This window comes from Leptothoe sp. LEGE 181152 (assembly GCF_032906605.1).
GTDB classification, from domain to species: Bacteria; Cyanobacteriota; Cyanobacteriia; order Phormidesmidales; family Phormidesmidaceae; genus Leptothoe; species Leptothoe turfae.
This window is the reverse complement of record NZ_JASATU010000052.1, coordinates 1-25,373: the sequence shown is the minus strand read 5'-3', so window position 1 is coordinate 25,373 and position 25,373 is coordinate 1. Positions and strand designations below refer to the sequence as shown.

General features: G+C 48.2%; 19 protein-coding genes and 2 pseudogenes. 12 read left to right on the top strand and 9 right to left on the bottom strand.

What is annotated here, in order from left to right; all coding sequences use genetic code 11:
• The first annotated feature begins 613 nt into the window (after positions 1-613).
• The gene (locus QGP82_RS25275) at positions 614-1,096 is read left to right on the top strand and encodes a hypothetical protein (RefSeq protein WP_499061394.1); all 483 of its coding nucleotides are present in this window, start codon (positions 614-616) and stop codon (positions 1,094-1,096) included.
• On the opposite strand, the gene QGP82_RS25270 is transcribed toward QGP82_RS25275, so the two are convergent.
• A complete protein-coding gene (locus QGP82_RS25270) occupies positions 1,093-2,058 on the bottom strand; it encodes an endo-1,4-beta-xylanase (protein ID WP_499061393.1) in 966 nt (321 codons plus the stop codon). The genes QGP82_RS25275 and QGP82_RS25270 overlap by 4 nt on opposite strands.
• Before the next feature lie 401 nt (positions 2,059-2,459).
• Positions 2,460-3,467, bottom strand: a pseudogene (locus tag QGP82_RS25265) (transposase).
• Between the two features lie 505 nt (positions 3,468-3,972).
• Here QGP82_RS25265 and QGP82_RS25260 point away from each other — a divergent pair.
• Positions 3,973-4,491: pseudogene (locus QGP82_RS25260) on the top strand (SDR family oxidoreductase); the annotation flags it as partial.
• A gap of 27 nt (positions 4,492-4,518) precedes the next feature.
• Here QGP82_RS25260 and QGP82_RS25255 read toward each other — a convergent pair.
• Entirely contained in the window at positions 4,519-5,397 is an 879-nt protein-coding gene (locus tag QGP82_RS25255; RefSeq protein ID WP_163669632.1) for a sulfotransferase, read from the bottom strand.
• A gap of 126 nt (positions 5,398-5,523) precedes the next feature.
• On the opposite strand from QGP82_RS25255, the gene QGP82_RS25250 reads away from it, so the two are divergent.
• The 3 genes from QGP82_RS25250 (at position 5,524) to QGP82_RS25240 (ending at position 10,754) form a co-directional block, all read left to right on the top strand.
• Complete coding sequence (locus tag QGP82_RS25250) at positions 5,524-6,471, top strand: glycosyltransferase family 2 protein (protein WP_499061392.1); 948 nt, start codon at positions 5,524-5,526, stop codon at positions 6,469-6,471.
• A 14-nt stretch (positions 6,472-6,485) separates the two neighbouring features.
• Positions 6,486-10,022, top strand: coding sequence for a WD40 domain-containing protein (locus tag QGP82_RS25245; protein ID WP_163669636.1), 3,537 nt, complete (start codon positions 6,486-6,488; stop codon positions 10,020-10,022).
• A gap of 345 nt (positions 10,023-10,367) precedes the next feature.
• Positions 10,368-10,754 carry a PleD family two-component system response regulator gene (locus QGP82_RS25240; RefSeq protein ID WP_163698376.1) on the top strand — a complete coding sequence of 129 codons (387 nt, stop codon included), beginning with the start codon at positions 10,368-10,370 and terminating at the stop codon, positions 10,752-10,754.
• Here the strand turns inward: QGP82_RS25240 and QGP82_RS25235 are convergent.
• The 3 genes from QGP82_RS25235 to QGP82_RS25225 all read right to left on the bottom strand — a co-directional run bounded on the left by QGP82_RS25235 (position 10,751) and on the right by QGP82_RS25225 (position 15,382).
• Positions 10,751-12,073: an AAA-like domain-containing protein gene (locus QGP82_RS25235; RefSeq protein ID WP_163669639.1), complete on the bottom strand. Its 1,323-nt coding sequence runs from the start codon at positions 12,071-12,073 to the stop codon at positions 10,751-10,753. The genes QGP82_RS25240 and QGP82_RS25235 overlap by 4 nt on opposite strands.
• A gap of 781 nt (positions 12,074-12,854) precedes the next feature.
• The gene (locus tag QGP82_RS25230; RefSeq protein ID WP_163698374.1) at positions 12,855-13,802 is read right to left on the bottom strand and encodes a M14 family zinc carboxypeptidase; all 948 of its coding nucleotides are present in this window, start codon (positions 13,800-13,802) and stop codon (positions 12,855-12,857) included.
• A 92-nt stretch (positions 13,803-13,894) separates the two neighbouring features.
• The gene (locus tag QGP82_RS25225; RefSeq protein ID WP_499061391.1) at positions 13,895-15,382 is read right to left on the bottom strand and encodes an aminotransferase-like domain-containing protein; all 1,488 of its coding nucleotides are present in this window, start codon (positions 15,380-15,382) and stop codon (positions 13,895-13,897) included.
• A 185-nt stretch (positions 15,383-15,567) separates the two neighbouring features.
• On the opposite strand from QGP82_RS25225, the gene QGP82_RS25220 reads away from it, so the two are divergent.
• Positions 15,568-15,858, top strand: a complete 291-nt coding sequence (locus QGP82_RS25220) for a hypothetical protein (RefSeq protein ID WP_499061390.1) — start codon at positions 15,568-15,570, stop codon at positions 15,856-15,858.
• Positions 15,859-15,959: 101 nt separating this feature from the next.
• Here QGP82_RS25220 and QGP82_RS25215 read toward each other — a convergent pair whose 3' ends face one another.
• Positions 15,960-17,135: a metal ABC transporter solute-binding protein, Zn/Mn family gene (locus tag QGP82_RS25215; RefSeq protein WP_499061389.1), complete on the bottom strand. Its 1,176-nt coding sequence runs from the start codon at positions 17,133-17,135 to the stop codon at positions 15,960-15,962.
• Positions 17,136-17,409: 274 nt separating this feature from the next.
• Here QGP82_RS25215 and QGP82_RS25210 point away from each other — a divergent pair, with 274 nt between their 5' ends.
• Positions 17,410-18,648: an FAD/NAD(P)-binding protein gene (locus QGP82_RS25210; protein ID WP_499061388.1), complete on the top strand. Its 1,239-nt coding sequence runs from the start codon at positions 17,410-17,412 to the stop codon at positions 18,646-18,648.
• Here QGP82_RS25210 and QGP82_RS25205 read toward each other — a convergent pair.
• Complete coding sequence (locus tag QGP82_RS25205; RefSeq protein ID WP_499061387.1) at positions 18,643-19,197, bottom strand: shikimate kinase; 555 nt, start codon at positions 19,195-19,197, stop codon at positions 18,643-18,645. The genes QGP82_RS25210 and QGP82_RS25205 overlap by 6 nt on opposite strands.
• A 451-nt stretch (positions 19,198-19,648) precedes the next feature.
• Here QGP82_RS25205 and QGP82_RS25200 point away from each other — a divergent pair, with 451 nt between their 5' ends.
• Positions 19,649-21,094, top strand: coding sequence for a DUF1254 domain-containing protein (locus QGP82_RS25200; RefSeq protein WP_499061386.1), 1,446 nt, complete (start codon positions 19,649-19,651; stop codon positions 21,092-21,094).
• A 380-nt stretch (positions 21,095-21,474) separates the two neighbouring features.
• Positions 21,475-21,873 carry a RidA family protein gene (locus QGP82_RS25195; RefSeq protein ID WP_499061385.1) on the top strand — a complete coding sequence of 133 codons (399 nt, stop codon included), beginning with the start codon at positions 21,475-21,477 and terminating at the stop codon, positions 21,871-21,873.
• Between the two features lie 103 nt (positions 21,874-21,976).
• Here the strand turns inward: QGP82_RS25195 and QGP82_RS25190 are convergent, their stop codons facing one another.
• The gene (locus QGP82_RS25190) at positions 21,977-22,117 is read right to left on the bottom strand and encodes a hypothetical protein (RefSeq protein ID WP_499061384.1); all 141 of its coding nucleotides are present in this window, start codon (positions 22,115-22,117) and stop codon (positions 21,977-21,979) included.
• 7 nt (positions 22,118-22,124) lie between these two features.
• Here QGP82_RS25190 and QGP82_RS25185 point away from each other — a divergent pair, with 7 nt between their 5' ends.
• The 3 genes from QGP82_RS25185 (at position 22,125) to QGP82_RS25175 (ending at position 25,310) form a co-directional block, all read left to right on the top strand.
• Positions 22,125-22,496 (top strand): methyltransferase family protein, encoded by a 372-nt coding sequence (locus QGP82_RS25185; RefSeq protein WP_499061383.1) that lies wholly within the window; start codon positions 22,125-22,127, stop codon positions 22,494-22,496.
• Positions 22,497-23,173: 677 nt separating this feature from the next.
• Positions 23,174-24,085, top strand: coding sequence for a carboxymuconolactone decarboxylase family protein (locus QGP82_RS25180; protein WP_250565134.1), 912 nt, complete (start codon positions 23,174-23,176; stop codon positions 24,083-24,085).
• A gap of 34 nt (positions 24,086-24,119) precedes the next feature.
• Entirely contained in the window at positions 24,120-25,310 is a 1,191-nt protein-coding gene (locus tag QGP82_RS25175) for a serine hydrolase domain-containing protein (RefSeq protein ID WP_499061382.1), read from the top strand.
• Positions 25,311-25,373: the final 63 nt, after the last annotated feature.

Here is a 25,373-nt window from a genome sequence, read left to right as displayed (position 1 = left end):
CCATTGTGATGCACCTTAAAAACGATGGTTTGTTTTTCAAGGGTTCATCACCTTTCCTCTTTTGGCAATACGTTCAGCGATTCGGCATTGAGCATCGTGCCTTTTATTTGGCCTAAATTTAGGTAATAAATTGGTCAGCCAAGCGTCCGACCAGATTGCAGCGCCTCCTGTGATGGCGTCTACATTAAACCCAGACGATGCAAATAGATTAGACATAACACTAACGCTGGCACAGCAAACGGTCACCCCCTGAAACCCATGGGATGCCTGAAATAATTACGAAATAGAGAAATTGATAGGGAATGACCGGAAGCGAGAGGATAGGTCATCCCTCCAAGCCCACGGACATCATAAAGTTGTATTTGTTACTTATCGATGCGGGAATGCACGCAGATTTAGTCGATTTTGGGCATCTTCACAGCAGGTTTATACTCAAGTGGGGTATGCAATCTAATATGTGAGGATTCAGTAAAGATAAGCATTCACAAAGTCTCATTGATACGTTGAACTCATGAGGGGAGGGGCCGAATCGTGCTTTTGAAGATCTCTCAATCGGGTTTAATGAATTGGGCATACTCAGGTAATGCCGTCTGTGGTTTACCATTCCTTAACCATGCCCGTCGCCCTATCCACGGATACCGTTATTCTCGATATTCTAAATACCGCTCGGGCCTATGCAGGCTGTCCAACGCTAACGGGAGACTACTGGTTCAATCATCAATGGTTTCATGGTCCCATATGGATACTCTTGCTGGATGCCAAAGGTACAGAAGTGTCTCCATCCCCTGTATTTAGTGGTGTGGACTGGCTCAAAGTGAATAACTTACAGGCACCGTTGGCATCCTTTCCTGATGCCGATGGCTATGTAGATTCCCAGGAGCTACTGCGGTCCTTCAATGTATATATGTCCACTCTTCACGGATATCAACACTCTCAGGTAGACAGTCCTCTAATTCAACTCACCCTCACTCAAGAGAGTTGTTCTGTGCTGCCTGCCATTCCAGTAGACAACAAGCAAGGGGAACGCATTTATTATCTGATTGCCGATGGCAACCATAACTGGAAACGAGTTCCCCCAAATGAGCTAGAAGCTTAAGCCGCCAATGCTAAGTGCTTAGAGAGCACATCCATCAGAGCGTGATAGGCAGGCTTAGTCTGATACGCTTCATCAAATAGACCAGGGACCGCCTCACGCAAGACATGTTTGATATGGTTATCGTAGGGATTCCAAATCGTCATACTGGTGGCTCCCCCCGCTAGCGCTGTTTGAACAATCTGCCGATAGGCTTGGGCATGAAGTTGATAGCCCATGACTCTGGGGAGCACCTGGGCTTTGGGATCTAAACCCACGGTAATCTCGCATAGGTGGACATTCATTTCCAGGGCTTTAAGATCTCGGATCGCGCCTTCAAGTCTTAGGGAGCTGATGGCCAAAGAGCGCATCACATCATGATGGAGCTGCATTCCCACACCGTGGATCGGGATACCGGCTGATTTGAGTTCTCTGACCATTTTGGCAATGGCTTTCCAACGACCAACAGTGTGAACCCGGTAATCCAAGTACAACAGTTCAGCATCGGGGTCGGCTTCATGTGCCCATTGAAAGCACTTAGGAATAAAATTATCGATCTTTTTCCAGATCGATGGCCGAGGTCGACCATGATCGTTGATGGCTTCATTGACCACATCCCAGGTGCCGACTTTTCCGCGATAGCGGCCCACCATCTCCATGATGAACTCTCGGAGTACTCGCTCTAGCTCAGGTCCGTCCAGACCCTTCATCCAGTCACTACAGGCTAGGTGCCAGCAAAGGGTATGTCCACGAACAGCCTGCTTATGAGCCTCAGCAAAGGTGACCAGTCGGTCGGTCTTATCAAAGTACCAGTCATTAGGAGTCGGACGCACATTATGGATTTTGAAATCACCCATCGATACCAGTAGATTGAAGTGACGAGCAGCAATGGTTTCGTATTCTGGGATATCAAGACAGCCGACATTGATAGCACCTCCAACCTGGAATCCGATATCAGTTGCTAGGGAACGAAGTGTGGCCGTCATGAATCGCCTTATATCCTGTCTGGTTTTAGTAAGCCCAGGTCAGTGGATTAGGTATCGGAGGATAGAAACCTGTTACAAGTATTTGTTCTATTGTGGTCTGAGTGCAATGAAACGGGTGCTGTGGAGTTGTACTCTAATTTAGGCTGTGAAATGGGGTGCATTGTTGTGAGGCTCTAATCGACCAGATAGATGTGTTCAGTTATTGCAGTCGGCTTATTCGTCGTTGAGTTTTGACTATCTGTAGCCTTAGCTAGATAGCGGAAAGTGGAGTGAGTTCGGCTTGAAAATACTTTATAAGTAGCTGATATCGTTGAACTAAAAGTTGATCTGGATAGAGCAGATTCCTTGATGTGGCACTGGTTCCGCCTAATGGGGATAGTCTATTCCATGATTGATAAGGGTTAGACTGCATATCGAATTGATAACAACTGTGTCCAAGATAGTCCCAGATTCAGAATACCGAGTTTGACAGCAGGTACAACTTTCGTCGTGAAATGTACACGCACGAAATTGTGCACCAACCAGTAGACATCTAGGGTTCGTTGTAAGTGTTTTCGAGATTTAGCATAGGATTGGTTTTACGGCGTAAGGCCGCATTGCGCCGTCGGATCGAGGCATTGAAGGCTTCCATATGATTCGCATGAATGGTGGTCTCTGCCACATGGTGGTCTGTTTGAGGGTGTTCAGGAACCGGGGCTTGATACGTTTTACGCGGACGTCCTCGACGCTTTTTAGTCCCTTTGTTTTTTAAGCGAACTCTCACTCCTTTCGGCAATCGCTTTTTAGGACGTCCCGGTTTTCCCGTCCGAATGATGTCATAGCAGATTTCAAATAAGAGATTGCCATACCGTTGTTCTCCATCGGTCAAGAGGCTAAATGCTCCCGGTTTGTTCCACTACCTTGGCTAGGCAGGTAAATGCTTGTTCAAACAACTGTTTGTCTGTTCGACCACCGTGCAATTCCCACAAAAATCGACTGCCTCGCTCCATTAGGACAATCGTCCAATCTTCTGAAAGTGAGGGGGGAACGTTCTTGTCGACCTTGGTATACAGTTCATCGCCTTCTATCTCCTGATGAATGAATTCATGCATGATGGAATAGAGCATCAAGGTGGGTTTGAGATCCGCTAAGCGACGTTCCCAATCAATCACACTTTTCTTTGAAACATTAAAGGTCCGAGCCGCTGCATTCAGACTCATTCCCTCACTTCTTGCTTTGAGAATCCTGATAATCCGACTTAAGGGGGTGGTCAACCCGGCAATCAGTGTGGCAAACGTTTCACTGTAATAAATATCGCACTCACGGCAGTGGTCAACCGTTCGTGTGCCATGGGGTTGGGTTGTGTACCGGGTGTGGGGATGAACATCGTTACTCGCGCAACCGGGACACGGATGGGAAAATAGATCCATAACACCACAGATTTAGAAGGACTTTACTGGTAGCTATTATCCCTCAAAAGTATACACAGTAATCTCTTTGGTTATCTCACTGCACGGAACCAGTACCCTTGATGTGAAAGAGGAGAATAAATAGAGTTACCGGGTACCTGCAAGGTCTTCCCGGTAACTCTATTTATTTTCAACCCGTGCCCTTCCCTTTAGTTTTAGCTTGAGGGCACCGATCAAGAATGAATTGATGAAAACACAATTAAATACTAAATGCAATAAAAAACAAGAGAACAAGTGCAGAGAAAGAAATTTAGTCTCTCTCTGGTTGTTTCTTACTATCGTGATCCTGATTATATCGATCCTGAATCGGGTCCAATGCAGTGTGGGGTTGATATCCTCAATTTTCCCAATACTTACTCTGATCTCTCCAGTGTTAAGAAGTACATTAAGCAAGAGATGAAAAGAATCAGAGCTAATTCATTTCAAGTGGAAGGGCTTGATTGTTCTTGCTCGTTTTATGCTAATGATATTAGACATCGCGTTTAATAATGCAGGGATTACCGGCATACCTGGCGCTGTAACTGATCTATCCCTTGATGATTGGAACAATGTCCTTGCCACTAACCTGACCAGTTCATACCTGGGGGCAAAATACCAGTTACCGGCCATGGTCAATCGCGGTGGCGGTTCTTTGATCTTTACCTCAACCTTTGTTGGCTACACTGTAGGCATGCCGGGAATGGCAGCCTACGCAGCAAGTAAGGCAGGTTTGATTGGTCTTACGAAGGTGCTCGCTATTGAATACGGCAAGCAACAAATTCGGATCAATGCTTTACTGCCAGGGGGCACCGATACACCCATGGGACGTGATTTTGCCAATACGCCAGAGGCCTTAGCCTTTGTACAAAATCTCCATGCACTGAAGCGCATGGCAACACCCCATGAAATTGCAGCTTCAGCTCTCTATCTGGCGTCAGATGCTGCAAGTTTCACCACGGGGTCAGCCATGCTGGTAGATGGTGGTGTATCCATCAACCGCGTGTGATCAAGCTTATTTACGCAATGACTAAGACTAAGTGCGCTTTAGTGTAGGAAATCTTGCATCGATCAGGTCAGAACAGAGTTTTTCTAGCTGCTGGTAGAGATAGGTTGGATCCACCAGCTCAATTAACTTTAATTTTTTCTTTCGTTTATCGGCATGGGCTTTCTGAATATTAATAGTGTCAGGATCTATGCCAAGGAAACTGGAAATCTCTTCAATTTTTGAACGAATTTCTTTTGTTTTCAACGTTAAAAGCTGCTGTTTAGGCACTGAGTTGATGACAAATTGATTGTGGTCTCTCCAATAGGACAAATAGCTAGCAACAGGATAAAGTCCTGCTTGCCCTAGGGCAGCGTCATATTTTGTAAATGGATGCCTGTAGCGACCATAGCGATAATCTTCTAATTCCCTCCAAAACGGTTTATGACGACTACCATAATTACGATTAATTTCTGATTCTAGCCAGCTGAGGGGGTCCCTAACGGTAAAAATAAACTTGGCCTGTGGAAAGCTTTTGGCCAACACATCAGCTACATGATGTAGATAATGGGCAGCTTCCAGCTCCAAAGACATTTTTTTGTCACGCCACTTGAGCACACTTTGAATGTCAGCATAGGAATACTGGCCCGTTTCCCATTTGAGTAAATGGTAGATTGCATAATACGCATGGGGCTCATGTAACGCACCATAGTGATGCTGAAACATGTGGGCTATGGAATGGGTACCGCTCCTTGGCGTACCAATACAGTAAGCATGAAAACAACGTTTTCTACTGGCTGGTAAAACAGCATTGGCCTTAGAGACCCAAAACTCTCTTTTAAGACTAAGACTAAGGCGGATATCTATTTCTCTATCGGCAACATTAGCCCTGAACGTATTGGCTAAAATTTGACTGCTAGCAAGATTCATTAGGGTATTCGTATCAGCCCATAGGCATTTATGGGAAAAGGTGGCCAATGCCTATCTAAATCTAGTAAGCCCATTTCCCCTCAGATTTGGCACAATAGCGAAGAGCGCCGAAAGAGACCAGGAATCATGGATTCAGAATCGCTATCGTTCAGTATTGTGATTACGACCTATAACCGGGTGGAGCTGTTGAAACGTGCGATCGCAACCGCACTTGACCAAACCGTGCCATGTCAGGTGATCGTGATCGATAACGCCTCCACTGACGGTACCCAGGCGTATGTCGAAAGCCTGGGCGATCGGGTACTTTACCATCGCAATCCTACCAATGCTAACCACTCCGGGGCTGTCAATGCAGGTGTAGAGCGAGCCATGGGTACCTGGATTAAGCTAGTGGATGACGATGACTATTTGGCCCCCAACTGTATTGAAGAACTGATCAGGGCGATTCAGCAACGTCCTGAAGCGGTGATTTGTTCCTGTCAGGCGGCCCAGGTGAATGGCGAGGGGCAAGAACTGAGTCGCACCCCTGTGACCGGTCCAGGTCAGGCATTTTATATTCCCCAGGTAGACATCCACTACGGCATGTTTTTAGAGGTAGTCCCCTTCGGCACCCCCATTCAGGTGGCCGTGCGCCGCGATGCCTTTATGAAATCGGGTGGCTGGGACCTGGGCATGACCGGCTTTGATGATATTGACTCCTGGATTCGTGTTGCCGACTACGGCGATGCCCTATTTATCAATAAATGCCTGACTTACCGTACTGTGTGGCCAGGGGGCTACGACCAAAAAATCACGCTTCAGCGTCGTCTCGACACTAATGTCCTGATTAAAGAACGCATCTACCAGCACGTTAGCCCCAAACATCAAGACAAGCTGCCGACATTGAAGACGATTCGGCAATACCTCAGCCTGCACTGGATGATCGTCGCCCTCAAACAAAAACAAATCCCTAGCGCCCTAAGTTTTGGCATTCCTGCCATTTTTTCCCCTAAAGCCTGGCAACTACTCCAACAGGCTGTTAACTTTCGCAAGCAAAAGTCCACCCCCCCCATTGCTAAGCTAGTGCTTGAATAAATTACGCAACTCCTATGGCCACCACCACATCCTTATCTTTTTACCAAGTTGGCGGTAGTCTTCATCCCCAGGCACCTACGTATATTAAACGACAGGCGGATGATCACCTATACGCAAGTCTAGGACAAGGTGAGTTTTGCTATGTATTTAATACGCGACAAATTGGTAAATCGAGCTTGCGGGTGAGAACAAAATATCGCCTGGAGCAAGACGGTGTTTGTTGTGCATCTATTGACCTGACCAACCTGGGTAGTGACAATGTTACTGCTGAAAAGTGGTACATGGGAATTGCGGCAGAGCTATGGCGCAGCTTGCAATTAAACGGTGATTTCCAAGAGTGGTGGCAGCAGGGGGATGGTCTTTCTGCCGTGCAGCGATTGGATCACTTTTTAAAGGATGTGATTTTGCGGCAGCTTGCGGCGAAACGGATTGTTATTTTTATCGATGAAATTGATAGCGTGTTGGGACTACCGTTTGCGGCTGACGATCTGTTTGCCCTGATTCGCTATTGCTATAACCAGCGAGTCGATAGCCCAGAGTACCGTCGCCTCACGTTTGCCCTATTTGGTGTGGCAACGCCCACCGACCTTTGCCAAAATCCTAACCGCACCCCATTTAACATTGGTACAGCCATTGAGCTGAGTGGGTTTACCACTGCAGAGGCCATATCCCTTAGTTACTGGTTAAAACCAACGGTGGAGAATGCCACTGAGACCCTGGAGCACATTTTAGCTTGGACCAATGGTCAGCCTTTCCTGACGCAGAAGCTGTGCCAGTTGGTAGTTGCTAAACTGGCCCCCCGCACAGAGATATATGTTGAACAGGCTTGGGTGGATGGTTTAGTGCGATCGCAGCTGATCAAAAACTGGGAATCCCAAGATGAACCCCCCCATTTGCGCATTATCCAGGATCGGTTACTGGCTCACCCGCAGCTGATTAGTCGACTACTGGGGCGTTACAAAAAACTGTTATCCGGTCAAACCCTATCTTTAGAAGACAATCACCTCCAAGAAGAACTGTTACTCTCAGGCCTGGTGGTCAAACAATCAGGTCACCTCAGTATTCGTAATCGAATTTATTCAGAGGTGTTTAACACCCAATGGGTAGACTACCATTTGGTACGTTTACGTCCCTATTCCCAAGCATTCGAAGCCTGGGTTAACTCGGGTCAACAAGATCGTTCCCGATTGTTGCGCGGGCAGTCTCTCACTGAAGCCCAGGTCTGGGCCAAGGAACAACAGCTCAGCGACCTGGACTATAAATTTTTAGCAGACAGTGTTGCCGTTGATCGGCAAGAGGTACAACAGGCATTAGAATCCGAGAGACTAAAGGAGTTGGAAGCTCGCCTGGAGGCGCAGCAGCGCAATGTCACCCTACAGCGGTTTCTACTGGTGGGTATGGGAGTGGCGTTTCTCAGCATTACGAGTATTGCCATGTTGGCCTATCGCCAGTCTCGCCAAACCATGCTAACTCGGCAAGATAACGAAAACAATCAGGCCTTGTCCATTAGCTATTACTCTGACGCCCTGTTTAACCAGAATAATCGTCTGAAATCTTTGCTAGAAGCGGTGCGAGCTGCTCAACAGCTACAACGCTTACCGGTGCCTGCACCCGATGTGAAACAACAGGTAGAACAAACTCTCCGCCGCACTCTTCAAAGTATTACCGAAGCTAACCAGCTGCGGGGCCATGGTGCACCTGTGTATGGGGTAACCTTTAGCCCAGATGGTAACTATTTAGCCTCAGCTAGCTGGGATAATACCCTCAAGCTATGGCGTGCCAATGGTCAGCTGATTACCACCCTGAGCGGACATACCAATGCTGTGTGGGATGTGGCCTTTAGTCCTGACAGTGAATATTTGGTGTCAGCCAGTGCCGATAACACCGCAAAAATTTGGCCCATCAGCGATGATAGTGACATTCTCTCTGTGGTTGCGCCCCCTGTGACGTTAACGGGGCACGAGGGACGAGTCAATGATGTCGATATATCCTTGGATAGCCAAACGTTGGTGACCGGTAGTGACGATGGCCACCTAAGATTTTGGGATCGGACGGGCAAGTTGTTGCTAGATATTCCCGCCCATAACGCTAGGGTCACGCAGGCTGCCATTAGCCCCGATGGTCTCATTTTGGCCACCGCCAGTGAAGACAACACCATTAAATTGTGGGATGCCACCAGCGGACAGTTATTAAACGAATTCAAAGAACATCAAGCCCCGGTATATGGCCTGGCCTTTAACCCCAGCGGTCGTGTCTTAGCCTCTGCCAGTGATGATCGGACCATTAAACTGTGGCACGTTAACCCCGATGGCAGTCTTAAAAAGGGAGAGTCTGGCAAGAGCTCAACCATTACCCTGGACGGGCATCAGGACCGTGTCTGGCATGTGAAATTTAGCCCTGACGGTCGTCAACTTGCTTCGACTAGCCTCGACAACACCGTTAAATTATGGACCAGTAGTGGCACTCTGGTAACTACTCTAAATGGCCATGACTCTGGCACGTGGGGCATAGATTTTAGCCCCACTGGAGACGTCTTAGCCTCCAGCAGCGATGATGCAACCGTCAGGCTATGGCGCTTAGATAAAATTCCGCAAACCCTGCATGGGTACCAGGGACCGGCTACCAATCTAGCCATCAGTCAACAGACGATTGCTGCCGGTAGCTGGGATAAGACTATTCGGCTTTGGAGCTGGCAAGGTAACTTTAAATCTACACTAGAGGGCCATACTGACCGGATCTGGCAAGTGGCCTTTAGCCCCGATGGTCAAACGCTTGCTTCTGCTAGCTGGGACCAAACTGTCAAGCTGTGGACTGCTAAAGGAGACCCATTACAAACGTTGCGAGGTCACCAAGATCGGGTTTGGGGAGTCGCGTTTAGCCCCGAGGGCGATGAAGTGGCATCGGCCAGTTGGGACCAAACCATTAAGCTATGGACGCTGGATGGAGAACTTTTGCGCACGTTACGGGGTCATCAAGATCGGGTCTATGGTGTTGCTTATAGTCCTGACGGCAGTTATCTAGTGTCAGCAGGGTGGGATCACACCATCAAAATTTGGAGTCGGCAAGGGCAACTGCTGAGAAGTATCCATGGCCATCGAGCCCCCATTTGGGGAGTGGCCGTCAGCCCTGATAGCCAGCTGATTGCGACTGCTAGTGCCGACCATACGATCAAAATTTGGTCGACTTCAGGGCGTCTGATCACCACCCTAGACGGTCATCGGGCCAGGGTTCACAGTGTAGCTTTTAGCCCGGATGGCAAGCTGCTGGCATCCAGCAGCTACGATCGGACTGTACGTATCTGGCGACAGGACGGTACCCTTGTAACAACCCTGTATGGCCACAATGGTTCTACTTGGGGGGTCGCTTTCAGTGCTGACGGTCAAACGCTGCTGTCTAGCGGTCATGATCGGAGAATCATCCTGTGGGATTGGCAGGATAGCCGTAGCTTTGAACAATTGCTAGAGGATGGCTGTCGTTGGCTCGACAATTACCTTGCCCATGGAGATAACCTGTCTGATGCGGATCGTCAGCTATGTAGCGGGGGGATTTAGGAGGGTATCTAGGAAGACTAAGAGAAAGTTCTTTTAAATTACTTTTTTCACCTTACACATCTTCCGTGTTTTCCCTTAAATTGCTTTCATAGCAATCTAGTCTATTCAATTTCGACTGACCGAAGGCTAGTTGCGTCCACGTCTGTAGTCAGTTAGAGCAATAATAATATTTACATTAATGCTGGGCAAAGGTCTCTAAAGGGGGCCTGTGCTCAACAGTTTTTGTTTTTTGTGCTTGTTCAATTTCGGTTTATTTCGTAAGACTTTCTGGCCACGTTCCCAGAGCCGTCCAGATATCGCCATCCGTATTACTACGCGATTTGCAGGATCACAGGAGATAAGGTTATGAAGGCTATTGCAATTGTTGGAAGTACTGCTCAGTCTCAAACACTGCTAGCCGATTTGTTGCATTGGCATGGACTATCCGTTTTTCAGGTCGATGAAAATGAGGCTTTGCTATCTCTGCTGAGCTTTATTTCACCTGAGTTAATTATTATTGAGCCCTCAGTGGCCACGGCTGAACTGGTTTGCGATCGCATCAAGCATAGTTCATTGTTAGACAACGTACCCGTTATTGTGTGTGCCGACCGTATGCTCGGCCAAGGGAGCGCTGATGCCTACCTCTATTCTCCCTACACCGCTGAGGACGTGTTTGCGAATATTCAGGTCCTACGTCCTCTGTCTGCCCTCTTGTCAGACAGCGTCGTCGGCTCAGCCTGGGGTGATGTTTAAGCATCGACGCTTAAGCGTCCGCCAAAGTATTGTCTGTAGAGGCTACAGCTAGCGGTTGCCCTATTGCCTGCTAAGGTAACCAACCCCATACTTTCCAGGCGATAGGCGGTCATTGGTTCAAGTTCTGTGGCCGTATCTTGTTCAATTACCTTGTAAAAGGTACGGGCCAGGTTAGGTTCCGCTTCAAAGATTGCCAGATAGCTACGCAGGTGATCGCTATAAATGCCACTTTGCTGAGGGGCTTCATCAATCAGCTGCTTTAGTTCCATCTTGTGTACGCTCAGGTTATACAGCGCCAAATGAATTAGATAGGGATGTCCTTCAACCAACGTATGAAGTGAGATTAAACTATCGTCCCATTCAATGCGATAACGCAGAGACAGCTGTTGGGTTTGCTCCAGAGTAAAGGCAGGTAGCCGCAGGGGCAACCCCACATTAAACGGAGATTGGTGAATTTGTAACGGAATGTATGCTTCTGTGGCATAGGCCACCAGGAGGCGTAAGTACCCCCATTCGGTGAGATTTTTGGCTTCTTCGTGCCACACCCGCAACATGGGCAAAAATTCTTGGGCCATGGCCGGGTGCTCAAAGACTGCCTGGAGATCATCAATCACCAGTAACAGTGGCTGCTGCAGCGGATTTAAAATGCTGCTCTGCATATAGTTAGTACAACTGACCTTACTGCCTAAGTCGACATTCCATACATCATCCAGCTGGGCTGTGAACTTCAGCTGCTGGGTAATATTGGCGCAAAACCAGCGTAGAAATTTATCAAAATTGGCCAAGACACAGCTATCGGCCTGGCGGAAGTTAAGCCGTACAACTCTGAAGTTTAAGGTTTGAGCTTGGGCGACCAGGCGATTCACCAGGGATGTTTTACCCCAACGTTCCGGCGCACGAATTCTTAGCAGCGCACCTGGCTTGATCAACTCCCCCATGGCCTGCTGCTCTACTGGAGGCCGTTCGATGTAGAGCGGAGACCCGAGGGGAAGTGGGCTGCCGGGGAAGGTGGTGTCTGATTGATCGGCACCAGGCCACCATGGCCCTGGTGTATTGGGCTGATGCAGCTGATAGGCTTGCTGACGCAGCACTGCATGAATATTCTTTTTTGTTACTCGCTCTCCCAGTACTTGGGAGATCTTTTGCCACAGCCGTGAGCCTGTAACGCGAACATAGTCAGCATCGTAGCCCTCACTAGCTGCAATTTGCGCATAGGTTGAACCTTGCCAGCATCGCCGAAAAACGACTTCTTGAATAGCCGTCAGCCGATACGGTGAAAGGAGTTTATCAACTAGCGTGATGGCATCTTCAGGGGACATAGGGCCACCACCATTAATCAAAAGTATAGAAAATCACTATCAGTGGATGTCTCTCCTATTAACAATGGTTGGACATTAGGAAGCCACTAATATATCAGGCCATTTGCGTTCTATTTTGTGATTCAATGTGTATTTTTGATACAGAAAACCGTTGAAACCTATGCCAATCAATAATTGTAGCCTTATTCACTATCCATAGGTCTAGCTGATCTGTACAGCCCATATAGCATCATGCTTTAGGGCACTTTGCCCCCTCTATGACAAATTTTAAGCTAGTGTTTCCAACGATCGTATCCTATGGATGCGATCGCACCGAAATTAAACCAGCACTGAATGATAATTTAATTTTTCAAAAAGAACTAGTTATTAAGTATAGATCTCTAGTATGAGGGGTTAAGCCTCACAGGGGTAAGGGACTTTATGCATAGTCTGTGAACAATGCAGCGACTGGATTGTGATCGCTGGGGTGATCCCAATCGTTACCAGAGAGGACCTCCGCTTTTCTAAATAGGGATACCCTTGTGATGGGACAAAGCGGCCATCACAGCGATAATGCGTTGTTTTATCATGACTCTACAAACCTCACTCTCCACAAACCCGCTTCATCAGTTTGGGATGATTTTGTTGTAACGCCTCTTTAGGATGCCTGAAACCAATGCTGTTGCGATTTTCATGGCTTAGGTATGAATAGCAGTAACGCATTGGGCTTTAGGCTGCGATTTTCATGGCTTAGGTATGAATGGCAGTAACGCATTGGGCTTTAGGCTGCGATTTTCATGGCTTAGGTATGAATAACAGTAACGCATTGGGCAACAGAGACTATAAATGCCTGCATGATGGATAGTTGCATAGTTAAGTCAATTTCTCGAAATGGATACTGTGCAAGACCAGTTTGTTGGAACTCACGATTGTATTGTTCAATGGCTAAGAGAGAGCCATTTTTTAATGCAGGACATACGGCTAAAGGCAGTTCTGTTGCCCCCATAAACTGGGGCTGAAAATGTTGATCAACAAAAGCCAGTGAACTGCCGGGAGATTTTCGGTTTTCCCCATTGCTATTGGCAATGGATAGCTCGAAAAAACCAGGAGAGAAAGCTACTTGAGAGAGTCCTGTGGGGTCATGGGATAATAGTGGTAGATCCTTGGGCAACACCGTGGCAATGGAGTTTGCCACAGGCTCTATGTAGCTCGGATTGACACCCTGACCGATGTAAAAAAAGAGGCCTGGTGAGATCACCCCGGCTGAGTGCAGAGAAAAGTAGGCATCTATGCGGGCAAACCGCTGTAGCCATTGACGGATGGCAATGCACTCAGGATAGGTATCTGTTATGAAATATCCTTCTAAATCGCGACAGTGGTTTAATCGGAGGAGATCGCATAATGTGGGTTTTGACGGTAGCTCACTGGCATTGCGACTTAGAGAATCTGGATCTGCAACCGGCACAATGCCAAATTTCACCGTTGGCAATGGCTGCTGAGTGAGACGGTGCAGCAGTGATACAGCCGCCAATGGGCCAATAATTTCATTGGCATGGCAGCCAGCTATGATAACAACAGTGTAGGGGGCAGAACTATCGCCGATGGTAATGCCATACAGCGGTCGACCTTCACCAGAAACCCCGATCTCTTCAAGCTTGGTGCCATCAGCTTCCGTAGCTTTAATGAGACTGTTAAGTCGCGTTATATCGGTCCATTCCATCACAGCCCCCATAAGATTCTTCTTCAGCATAGCGATGGGGCGTGAATATGGGTGAAGAATTAAAACCTATCTGGAAACCTATCTGGCTACCAGGTATGAGTTTTCCAGTCTGGCCATCATGGCTATAGTGAGCTGGCTAAAATTTTGCGGGCCAGTTGTCTCTTTGCCAAATCTCCTAACGTTTTCATCCCCTGGTCAATGGCATCCGACCAAGGTAACCCCGTATTCAAACGAAAACAGTTGCGATAGCCGTTGGAGGCCGAAAACATGGGGCCAGGGGCAATACTAATGTGATGTTGAATGGCGTCTTCAAACAACTCTAGCGCGTCAAAACCACCGGGAATTTCAACCCAAAGAACATGGCCTCCCGAGGGACGAGTAACCCGGGTCTCAGCCGGGAAATAATCTAGAATCGCCTGGAGCATGCGGTTCATTTGTTGTTGATAGGCACGGCGTAAATTGCGCAGGTGGCGATCGTAACCACCATTGGCAAAGAATGCTGCCACGGCCAGCTGTGGGGCTGTCGCCGTCATGTGGCTAACGACAACTTTCATATGCTCTACCTGTTGTTGATAGCGACCTGGAATACACCAGCCTACCCGTAACCCTGGAGATAGGGTTTTACTGACCGATGAGCAGTAAATCACCCGTCCTTCGGTATCAAAGGCTTTGATGGCCTTGGGGCGACTGCCCTCAAAGTTGAGATCGCCATAGATGTCGTCTTCGATCAGGGGCACGTCATACTGGTTGAGCAGATCCACCAGGGCTTTCTTTTTGCGATCGCCCATACAGCTACCAATGGGATTACTAAAATTCGATACCAACATGCAGGCCGCCACCGATTGATTTTCCAATGCAGACTGCAGGGCACTTAGGGAAATCCCGTCCCGTGGGTGGGTGGGCAGCTCCAGGACATTTAAACCCAGGGAGTTCATGGCTTCGAGGACCGCGTAGTATGCCGGAGACTCAATCACCACCGTATCTCCGGGCTGGGTCACAGTACGCAGGGCGATATAACAGGCTTCTGTGGTCCCCGCCGTTGCCACAATCTGATCCGGCGTAATGGAACAGCCCGCATTCAGCATGCGTTTGGCCACTTCTCGCCGCAAAGGTTCGCACCCTGGCACCGTGTTATAGGTATGCACCGCCATCGGATTGTTCCGCATCACCTGCCCCATCAATCGGTTGAGTGTATTAACGGGAAAGTGCTCCACACCAGGAACGGCGGCCCCCAAGTGGATGGTCTCGGGGGAAAGGTCCATCCTTAGCAGCCGCAGCATGAGGGAAATATCAACGGGACGCACCTGGGGGGCGGGCATAGACTGGGACGGTTCGTCGGGGAGCGCCAGTGCCGTGGTCTTGACGTAATACCCGGACTGGGGGCGAGCCATAATAAAGCCCCGATCTTCTAGTAAGCGATAGGCTTCCAGCACCGTAGACATGCTGACCGATAGCTGCTGCTTGAGTTTGCGTACCGATGGCAGTCGATCCCCTGGTGCCAGCGTGCCCTCACGGATCAGGGCCTGAATACGTTCAGCCACCTGTTCATAGAGGGTTTGGTCAGTCGCGGTTTGTAGCGGAGACAGCTGGGGCATAGGGCTGGTGGACATGGTTATGGCTCTGTCTTTGTGGGCACCGGTACAGTTAAGCGTCAAAAAACCAGAACAGTTTACCTTATTGGAACTGTACCCATAACAATTTAGCTCAACTGAGTCTGTTCTGGTCAGATGTTTTTCGCGAAAATATAGCCATGCCCTATTCAAGGGGGTGTTCACCGGGAATGGAGGTCTGTCCCATGAAGTTTCAGCGTCGTTTATCTGAGCCCCATATTGTTTTGCGACAGGAGCAGCCACCCCGGTGGTCCTTAACCGGAGAATTAGGGCGTTGTCTCACGTCAATGCCAAAAGAGGTCTGGACATCTGTTTTGAAATTGATGACAGGGTCGTCTGAACCCATGATTCACAAACAATGCGATCGCAGGGGCCAAATCTCTTACAGCATCTATGACCCGAGCACTCAACACACAATAGCCGGGTTATCAGAAACAGAGGTCCGGGTCTGGCTGGAAGAGAGATATTATCAATAGTCACGGATAGTCCCTACAGGGGGCTCTACAGGGTCCCTACAAGGGGTCCCTACAAGGGGGGGCTACCAGGAGGGTCCCTAAAGGAGGGGGATACAGGAGACTTACAGAGGGGCATCAGCCTCAACACAGGTGCCTCCCAGGGCATTGACCACCGTGCAGGTGTTGGAGACTAACATCGCTTGCATGGTCTCTGCACGGGTACCTGGTCCGCCAGGTCCTTCCACAAAGAGCGGATTAGGGGCCACCTTAACATTTGCATTTTTTGCCAGGGTCTCAATCAGCTGGGTATTAGAGGTGGTTTCCGCAAAAATGGCAGGGACACCTAAGGTTTTTACGTCATCCACCAGGTCGGCCACCCGTGAAGCCGAGGGAGATGTTTCGGTATTGATGCCATTCAGGGCCGCTTCAAGCTCTAAACCGTAGGCATCGGCAAAATAGTTAAAGGCTTCATGGGTGGTCACCAGCTTACGATTGCTGGCGGGAATGGTGGTGACTTGGGCTTCTATCCAGGTATGTAGCTCCGCAAACTGAGTCGTGAGCAGTGCTGCGTTTTGGCCGTAGAGATCCGCCTGGTCAGGATTAATCTGTCGCAGCTGATCTGCAATGACTTCGGTGATGTTGCTGGTGTTGAGCGCATTATGCCAAATGTGAGGATCCGCAACGAGTTCTTCTTTGCCTGTTCCTTCTGCATGGGTCTCATGGCCATGGTTTTCTTCGCCATGGTCTGCATGGGCCTCATGGTCATGGTTTTCTTCGCCATGGTCTGCATGGGTCTCTTCACCATGGTCTTCTTTGCCATGGCCATGGTCATGGTCATGGGGATCAGCCAGGAGGGGATTGGGGACTGCCTGTTCATAAACCGCTACCTTGGGGGCCGTATTCGTGCTGGCTTCGACCATGGCAATGAGTTGAGGGGCAAACCCATAACCGTCGTAAAGTACCAGGTCAGCTTCATCAATGGCTTTGCGATCGGAAGGGGCGGCGGCGTAGGTATGGGGGTCCTGCCCGGGCTCCATTAAGCAGGTGAGGGCGACGGTGTCTTGAGCAATCTGTTGAGTTAGGTCACACAGCACACTGGTGGTGGCGACCACCTGAGGCACATTAACTGCTGTGGTTGTGTTATCGCCTGAAGCAGCCGTGTCATTCTGTGTAGCCGGTTGGGCACAGCCCACTAGCCCCACCAGCATAGATACGGAGGCTATCCAACCCAGTTTGCTGATACGTAGCAGGCCAGAACCTCGCTTGTTAGAACTCAAAACCTGATGATTGCTCAACATTTTTAGGATTCCTGAAACCTGATACTGGTAATTTTGCGATGCGTCTTTCAAAGAAATGATAATCATTTTCATATCAAAAGAATGCTAAAGCGTCTCCATCTATCTGTCAATCCAAGAGAGGAGAGTGCCCCTGGTGCAGGGCATACTGCCAAAACTCTTTGCGAGGGTTAAAAAAGATTATTTTTCTTTGACTATAAACAAAAATAATTTGAAAGAATGATAATCATTCTCATAGTATTTAAAATATTGAGCCGGAGGACCGTTGAGGAGTCATTTGAATCCATCGAATCCATTATCTATCCATAAGCCTTTGGACATTGCCATCATTGGAGCTGGACCTCAGGCGTTAACCCTGGTAACCCATTTGTTGCAAAAGAAAAAAACGATGCGATCGCGGTTTCAGGTTTTTGACCCCAGCGGTCAGTGGTTGACCCAGTGGCATCGACAATTTGCGGCTCAAGAAATTCCCCATTTGCGCTCTCCTGCCGTTCACCATCCAGACCCTAAACCCCAAGCATTGTTGAATTTTGCAGACCGACGTTATCTGGAACTGCACAACCCCTACAATCGTCCAGGGACATCTCTGTTTCGAGACTTTTGTGAGAGGGTGATTGAGGGCTGGCAATTACGAGATCGGGTTTTACCAGCACAGGTGACGGAGCTTATCTACCAGAGAAGACGGTTTGCACTAACGTTAGACAATGGGCAAAAGGTGATCGCTCGACGGGTGGTGCTGGCGGTGGGTAATGCCATACCCAAGTTACCCGACTGGGCAGTTTCAGTGGATGCCCCACCGGGTCGTCTATGCCATAGTACAGCGGTGGATCTTCCTAATTTACCGTCACTACAAGGAGAAACTGTTTTGATTGTGGGCAGCGGGCTCACCAGTGGCCACCTGGCCATAGGGGCAGTGAAGCGAGGGGCCAGGGTGTTGTTAATGGCTCGCCGCAGATTTCAAGAAAAGATTTTTGATGCTGCTCCTGGCTGGCTCGGACCAAAATATCTCAAGGGATTTCATGCGGAAACTGACTGGCACCAGCGCAGTCAGATGATTCAACAAGCGCGAGACGGTGGTTCCTTAACGCCCGATATGTTGACCAAGCTCAGGCGTTTGTCCCGTGAGGATAAGGTGACATTGTACGAACATTGTCAGGTGAAAGAGTTGGCTTGGACGGGGAATGCCTGGCAGGTGCACTGTCAGAATTACGCGGTGCATGATTGTTTAAATCATCAGTCGATTGATCGCATTTGGCTGGCAACTGGCAACCAGCTTGATGTTGCGAATCAGCCGTTACTCAAAGATGTGATGGCTCGCTATCCGGTAGAGATAGTCAATGGGGTACCTGTGTTGGATAAACATCTGCGATGGCCGGGATGCGAGTTGTTTCTAATGGGACCATGGGCGGCATTACAGGTGGGGCCAGTGGCCCGAAATTTGTTTGGTGGCAAATTATGTTGCGATCGCATTGTGCCTGCACTCATTAAACAAGTGGGGCTGCATCGTTGCTCATGAGACATTCACCACTTGCAATACCTCATGACAGGTTTCTGCTGGTGTTTTAGCCTTTGTATACACCGTGAATTTAGCCAGAGTGCAATTTGAAGGATGTCTAACAAAATGTTCATTAGTCCTGCGAATATCCTCTGGCAGTTTGTGGTTACGCGTATTCAAAATATCGAGCGATTCTTCTAAATCCGGTGATGGCATTAAAAGAACAACATTAGGATAGGGGGCTAACGCTCGTTTTACCCGTTGAAACAGCAGCGGATCATCATAGACGGAATGACCTGCACCAAAATCAATCACACAGTTTGTATGCTCTGACAGTAACCTCTCTACCGCATAGGCCTCAAATGGCTTCCAATAGCGAATAATACCCCAAGCTCCTTCCGTTTCCCGCTTTTGTTTGGCGATGGCGTCATCATAGCCAATTTCGTTGTAATAGTTCCATCGATGTTCATCCATGGAACATTGTGGCAGATCTAATTGTTGTGCTAATAATTCTCCAACAGTCGATTTGCCAACCCCTTGGGGGCCAATAAGAATAATGTCTGAGGGCATCGGTGGTTTTGTAAGGTCCTAAAAGTTTACCTTCTTATGTTTCGCTGAAATAGCTTATAAGAATAAAGAGAATGATAATCACTACTTGTGTCCGTTACCTGCTATGCAGGTATCGCAGCGGATTTAGGTGGGTTGCTAGCTCCTGTGGGGCGTGGGGAGGAATCCCTGCACTAGATAGAATCTCCCAAGATTAAAAGAAAACTAGTGGGTGGTGCATTCCTTAACCCTCTAGTTTGAGTGAACCATGGGTCAACAGATATCAATTTTGTGCATAAATGCAAAAAGTCATTGTTGGTGCATGAAAATCTTCCTAGCCCTGTATTACATCTGATACTTCGCAGAAGTGGGCGATTTTCATATATTGGATATGAATCATAGACTTACTGGTTGCCATTCAGCTTCACCATCAGTTTTCTATGTTCATTGAATACTACATAAAGGAGAATTTAGAATGATTGGTTCGTCTACACTGACTCCACAAGAAGCCCGATTGATCACGAAAGATGCGTTTATTTACGCCTATCCAATGGTGGACAGTTATCGGATTCTTTTTGCCTACTTTCTTTGGCCCAATAATGCCGAATACAAGGGACCCTTGAATCAATTGCTTGGCGAAGCACGACTGTTTACGCCAGCGGACAAAACAATTCAGACACCGAACGCGGATACACCTTACTGTGTGGTTGGCGCAGATCTTCGGGCGGAACCTTTAGTGTTGACGGTCCCAACTATAGACCCTAAACGATACTACTCTATCCAACTCATTGATACTTACACTCACAATTTCGAATACGTTGGTACTCGAACGACGGGCAATGGCGGAGGCAAGTACTTGCTGGCGGGTCCTGACTGGACGGGGGAGATACCGGCTGGAATCACCGCCGTTATCCGTAGCGAAACCAGTCTTGCCCTAGCCTTGTACCGCACCCAGCTTTTCGACTCAGATGACTTAGAGAATGTCAAAAACATCATTGAGAACGGTTATAAGGTTCAGCCGCTGAGCCAGTTTACAAATACGGAACCGCCAGCAAAAATGCCAGCGGTGAAATACCCGAGACCTGTAAGGCTTGACGAGGGCGAAACGTCACCCAGAATATTTCGCCTGTTGAACTTCCTGCTCACGACGTTTTGTTCAACACATGCATCGGAAACAGAATTGATGGCGCGCTTCGCTAAGCTCAACATCGGACCTGGTCTAACCTTTAACCCGACAAAACTCTCTGAGGAATTGAAACAGGCCATCGAGCAAGGCATAAAAGACGGTTGGGAGACTTATCTGGAGCTGAAGAAGACTAAACTTGCCACTCAAGACGTCACCGCCGCCGACCTATTTGGCACCCGTGAACACTTGACGGCAACCGGTAACATTTATCTATATCGCATGGCTGGCGCGATTCGTGGTATTTGGGGAAATTCCATTGAGGAGGCCATGTATCCCTCCTACTATAACGATTCAGACGGCAACGAATTAAACGCCTCAGGTGATGTCCGTTATACACTACGCTTCGAGCCAGGTGAATTGCCACCGGCTGACGCTTTCTGGTCGGCAACCATGTATAACCTTCCTGAGCAGCTCCTCGTCGAGAACGACCTCAATCGCTATCTTATTAACTCAACGATGTTGGACAACAACGAACTCGTTCTCGACGAAGACGGGGGACTGACGCTTTATATCCAGCATACTCAATCCACTGAAGAAAAAAAGAAGAAAAATTGGCTGCCTGCACCAAATCAGGGCTTCTTCATAACCTTGCGGCTTTACTTGCCACAACAAGAGGCGATTAATGGCACCTGGCAAACGCCACCACTAAAGCGAGTAAAGCCTGCACTGCACTGGACAATCAGGCTTAAGCGTATCTTTTTAGCTCTCTTTCGTGCTGGTAACTCCCCCCATTAAGCGTATCTTCGATGCCAATTAAGTCATCAACCAATATAGGGATAACTAGTCTCTTTTGACTGTAGAAGTAGGTTCCAATAATGGCTTGCGTATTTCTTAAACTTAGCTAAATCTCTCTAATTATGACCTAAGCCAATTTGCAATGAACAATAAGAGATTTTAGCCTTACCCAAAACTGACAACTTATTATGCTGTTTAAGGATATAGCTCATAGAAAGCTAGTATCAATAAAGCTCGATAACATAACCCAGCCAATATACTACCCATAGGCTAGTATTGCACTGGAGCGGACAGGTAGGAGAGTCTAGTACCCAGCTCAGAACTATTTCTATGGATTAGCATAGCTGCTAAGGATTACTCAAATCAATTAGGAGGACAACATGAGCAAAAAACTAATCAATCCAGAGGAACTGTATGATGGTGCTGCATTTGGTATGTCTCAGGCTACTGTTGAGACAGACTTGGGACTAGTTTTTGTATCTGGTCAGGTTGATTGGAATCATCAATTTGAGACCACAGAGACCTCGATCGAAGGCCAAATGAAAAAGGCGCTTGGAAATCTTAAAATTGCTCTAACAGCAGCTGGTTCATCGATTGAACAACTATTACAAGTTCGCGTATATATCCGAGGTGAACTTGGAGAACATATGGAAACTGTTGCCCCTATTCTTTCTGACTTCTTAGGTGAGTCTCGTCCATCGGTGACCGGTATCGGTGTAGCTTCCCTCGCATCACCATCAACACTGGTTGAGGTTGAGGCAATAGCCAGCGTCAGATAGGTAAGTGGAGAATCGGTCTGTAATGCTATCTGATACTATTCTGGAAAATTGGATCTGATCTGTCAGATATGACGTTGAATACATATATTGAATAACTATATAGTTAGGTGGTGCTCGTAGGCTCAGGAGAAAACGATAAGACGATGAACAACAATGAAACAACCGATGGTGCTGCGGTGCTGGTGCCGCCACCAATTTTGCATCTGGTGGTGGCGGCTGTAGGCATCGCGCTGAATGCATTCATCTGGCCGTTGCCCTTCGCATTCAGTGGTAGTATTCGACTTGCGATCGCCTTGGCGATTGCCGTGCCGAGCATTGTACTAGTGGCCGGGGCATTGAGGCTCTTTTGGGCCACAGGGCAGGACCCCGAACCGTGGGCTACCACACCGGAGATCGTTCAGACGGGCGTCTACCGGTTTACGCGTAATCCGATGTACCTGAGCTTAGCACTACTCCAGATTGCCATCGGTATTGGCCTGGGCAACCTCTGGGTTGTGCTGCTGGTAGCGTTTTCTTGTCTAATCGTCCAGATCACGGCCATTCGTCCTGAGGAGGCTTACCTTGAGGGCAAGTTCGGTAGCGAATATCTCGACTACAAGGAATCTGTACGTCGCTGGCTCTAGGCAGCCCCGAATTCATCGACGCTGAAGCCGCGAACATGTCAAGTGGGTGTCGGCATATTTTTTTAGGGAGTCTCTCATTTTTGTCACCACAAATCTCTCATCTTGTGGTTGACCGTCCCGAAAAATTCGTGCCCACTGCTGACATCTGAACCAAGCTTTGACTGAAACGAGATAGCCGTGAATCAGTTGTTCTGATGGAGATAGGGTGATGAAAGAAACAGTTGGTTCATTAAAAGCGTATATTATTATCTCTGTTCTAGGTATATTGGGAAGTGTAGCGGCTTTTGGATCATTGCAAGCGAATCCACTTTGAACGAGGTCAGTCCTCCTAGTAAGAACAGGTAATTTGTAACAGGATTTATTACGATCGCAAAAACGACTTGACTTAGAGCGTGCTCTAACTTCTAGGGTATAGCTATGGAATAGGAACAGGCTATCCAACCAGTAGCCCAAACTACAGGTTCAATATCTCCGTCTTTCAATCTTAAATCACTGTTGCTGAGTCACCAGTGATTATTCTCATCAAATCGAACAATCACTGATCATGATATAGGGGCCTTAACTAGGGACCCCTTCAAATGCCTTCTGGCCAATTCAATCAAATCAAAGCTGGTATCGGGCGCATGACATCGTGATGCATCTCCAGTCGCTAGAACCTCATACATCAGTCTAGTTCCATGAGTAAAACCAAAGGAGGCCGTATGCTCACAGGTCGTTATCTCAAAGTTAGTTTGATCGTTTTGATGGTACTTCTTGTCACACTTACAGAATATGGAACAGCGAATTCCACATTGAATACAACGGGTCAGATAAACGAATGGTCAGATCGATACAATGTTGGCATTGAAGTCCTGAGACAAGTCGGGGGCGAAAACTATGATGGACCAATCAATCGCCTTAGCGATATAGCCCCTGACCTTGCGCGATTCACTGTAGAGTTTGCATACGGAGATGTCATGTCACGAGATGCGCTCGACCTACAGACTCGCCAGCTCTCAACCGTCGCGGCGCTTACTGCTCTAGGAAATGCACAGCCGCAACTTAAGTATCATATCAACGGATGCCTTAATGTCGGCTGTTCACCACCCCAAGTGATTGAATCAATTTTGCTGAGCACTGTCTATGCTGGATTTCCAGCAGCACTCAATGGTGTCTTTTCTGCCCGAGAGGTCTTTCAAGAACGCGGAGTTGCCTTCACGCCCAGTTCTAGCCCTACTGGGAATGATCGGTATGAACGAGGACTACAAACGCTTGAGCAAGTGAGTGCCGGTTCGGGAGCTGACGTTGTGCAAAGCTTACAGGATATCGCTCCAGATCTTGCTCGATTCATCATCGAATTTTCATATGGCGATATTATTGCCCGTCCAGACCTGGATCTTCGCTCAAAAGAACTGGCCACTGTTGCCCTCTTGACCGCCTTAGGTACAGCACAACCTCAGCTAAACGTGCATATCAATGCGTCCCTTAATGTCGGGGCATCACGAGAGGAGATCGTTGAGGTGATCCAACAAATGGCTGTGTATGCAGGCTTTCCTGCGGCTCTCAACGGTATCACAACTGCACGAGAGGTATTTGCCAACGTAGGGTAGAGCTACTTTGCTATGCTCGTCCCCCATAACGCCTATGAACACTGACCACCGACAGTGGATTAATATGATGCAGAAGTTTCTGCAGCGGGTGCTGAGAAAATCTCATCACCATCAGAATCATTCCTTCATATTCACCAGTTCAGCCCTGATCCTAACCACCCTTTTCGGTTGCGGTCCGTCGTCCAAGGATCTCGCCGCTCTGAACTACATTCCCTTAGCTGGCGATGACTGGGAAGTCTCCTCACCGGAAGCAGAAGGACTCGATGCCGATACGGTGGCAGAGCTGTATTATGATTCTGCCAAACTGAATTCCATCTATAGCCTACTGATCGTCAAGAACAGCTACCTGGTTGCCGAGAAATATTTCAATGATGGCTCCATTTACCTAAAGTCAAATCTACAGTCGGTGGGTAAGAGCTTTACCTCTGCCCTTGTGGGTATTGCCTTCGAGCAGGGTTGCCTACCCAGTCTAGATCAACCGTTTTTAGCCTACTTTCCGGAATACGTTAACCTGATCAAAGATCCAAGAAAGCAGGAGATCACTATTCGTCATCTCCTACAGATGCGCTCCGGTTATCCCTGGGAGGAATCCGATAGGGATCTCTGGGAGGTTTTCGTCGCGGGAGACTTTCTTGGCTTGATGGTTCACGTCCCTCTCATTAACGATCCAGGCACAGAATTCCATTACAGTAATCTCTCCTCGCACTATCTTGGTGTTATCGTTGACCGAGCTTGCGGCACAGATCTCAGAACCTTTGCAGAGGAACAACTATTTACTCCTCTAGGAGCTGAGTTGGGTGAATGGTATACAACAGCCTCCGATGATAGATACCCAATGGGTACCGGCACGATGCATATGACTGCGCGTGATGCGGCTAAGTTTGGGTTGCTCTACCTAAATGATGGCATTTTTGATGGAAAGCAGGTTATTTCTTCTGAATGGGTGCACGATTCCCTACAGAACTATACCCAAAATCCATCTGTTGGATGGCCCAAGGAAGGCCGCAACGTCAATAGGACAGGATACGGATACCAGTGGTGGGCTATACAATCAGGTGAACATCACTATCATGCGGCTTTGGGCCATGGCGGACAGGTCATCGCGGTTTTGGATAAGTTTAATATGGTGATTGTTGTGACCGGTGATCCCTTCTTCTTGGAACATAAGGGCACCTCGATTAATTCAAAAATAGAGTCTCAATATGAGATCATGGTTACGGATTAGGGTTGACAGGGAGACTTCTGATGGGACAACAAGGATTTTGGGATTTTGAGACCCGTCATCAAA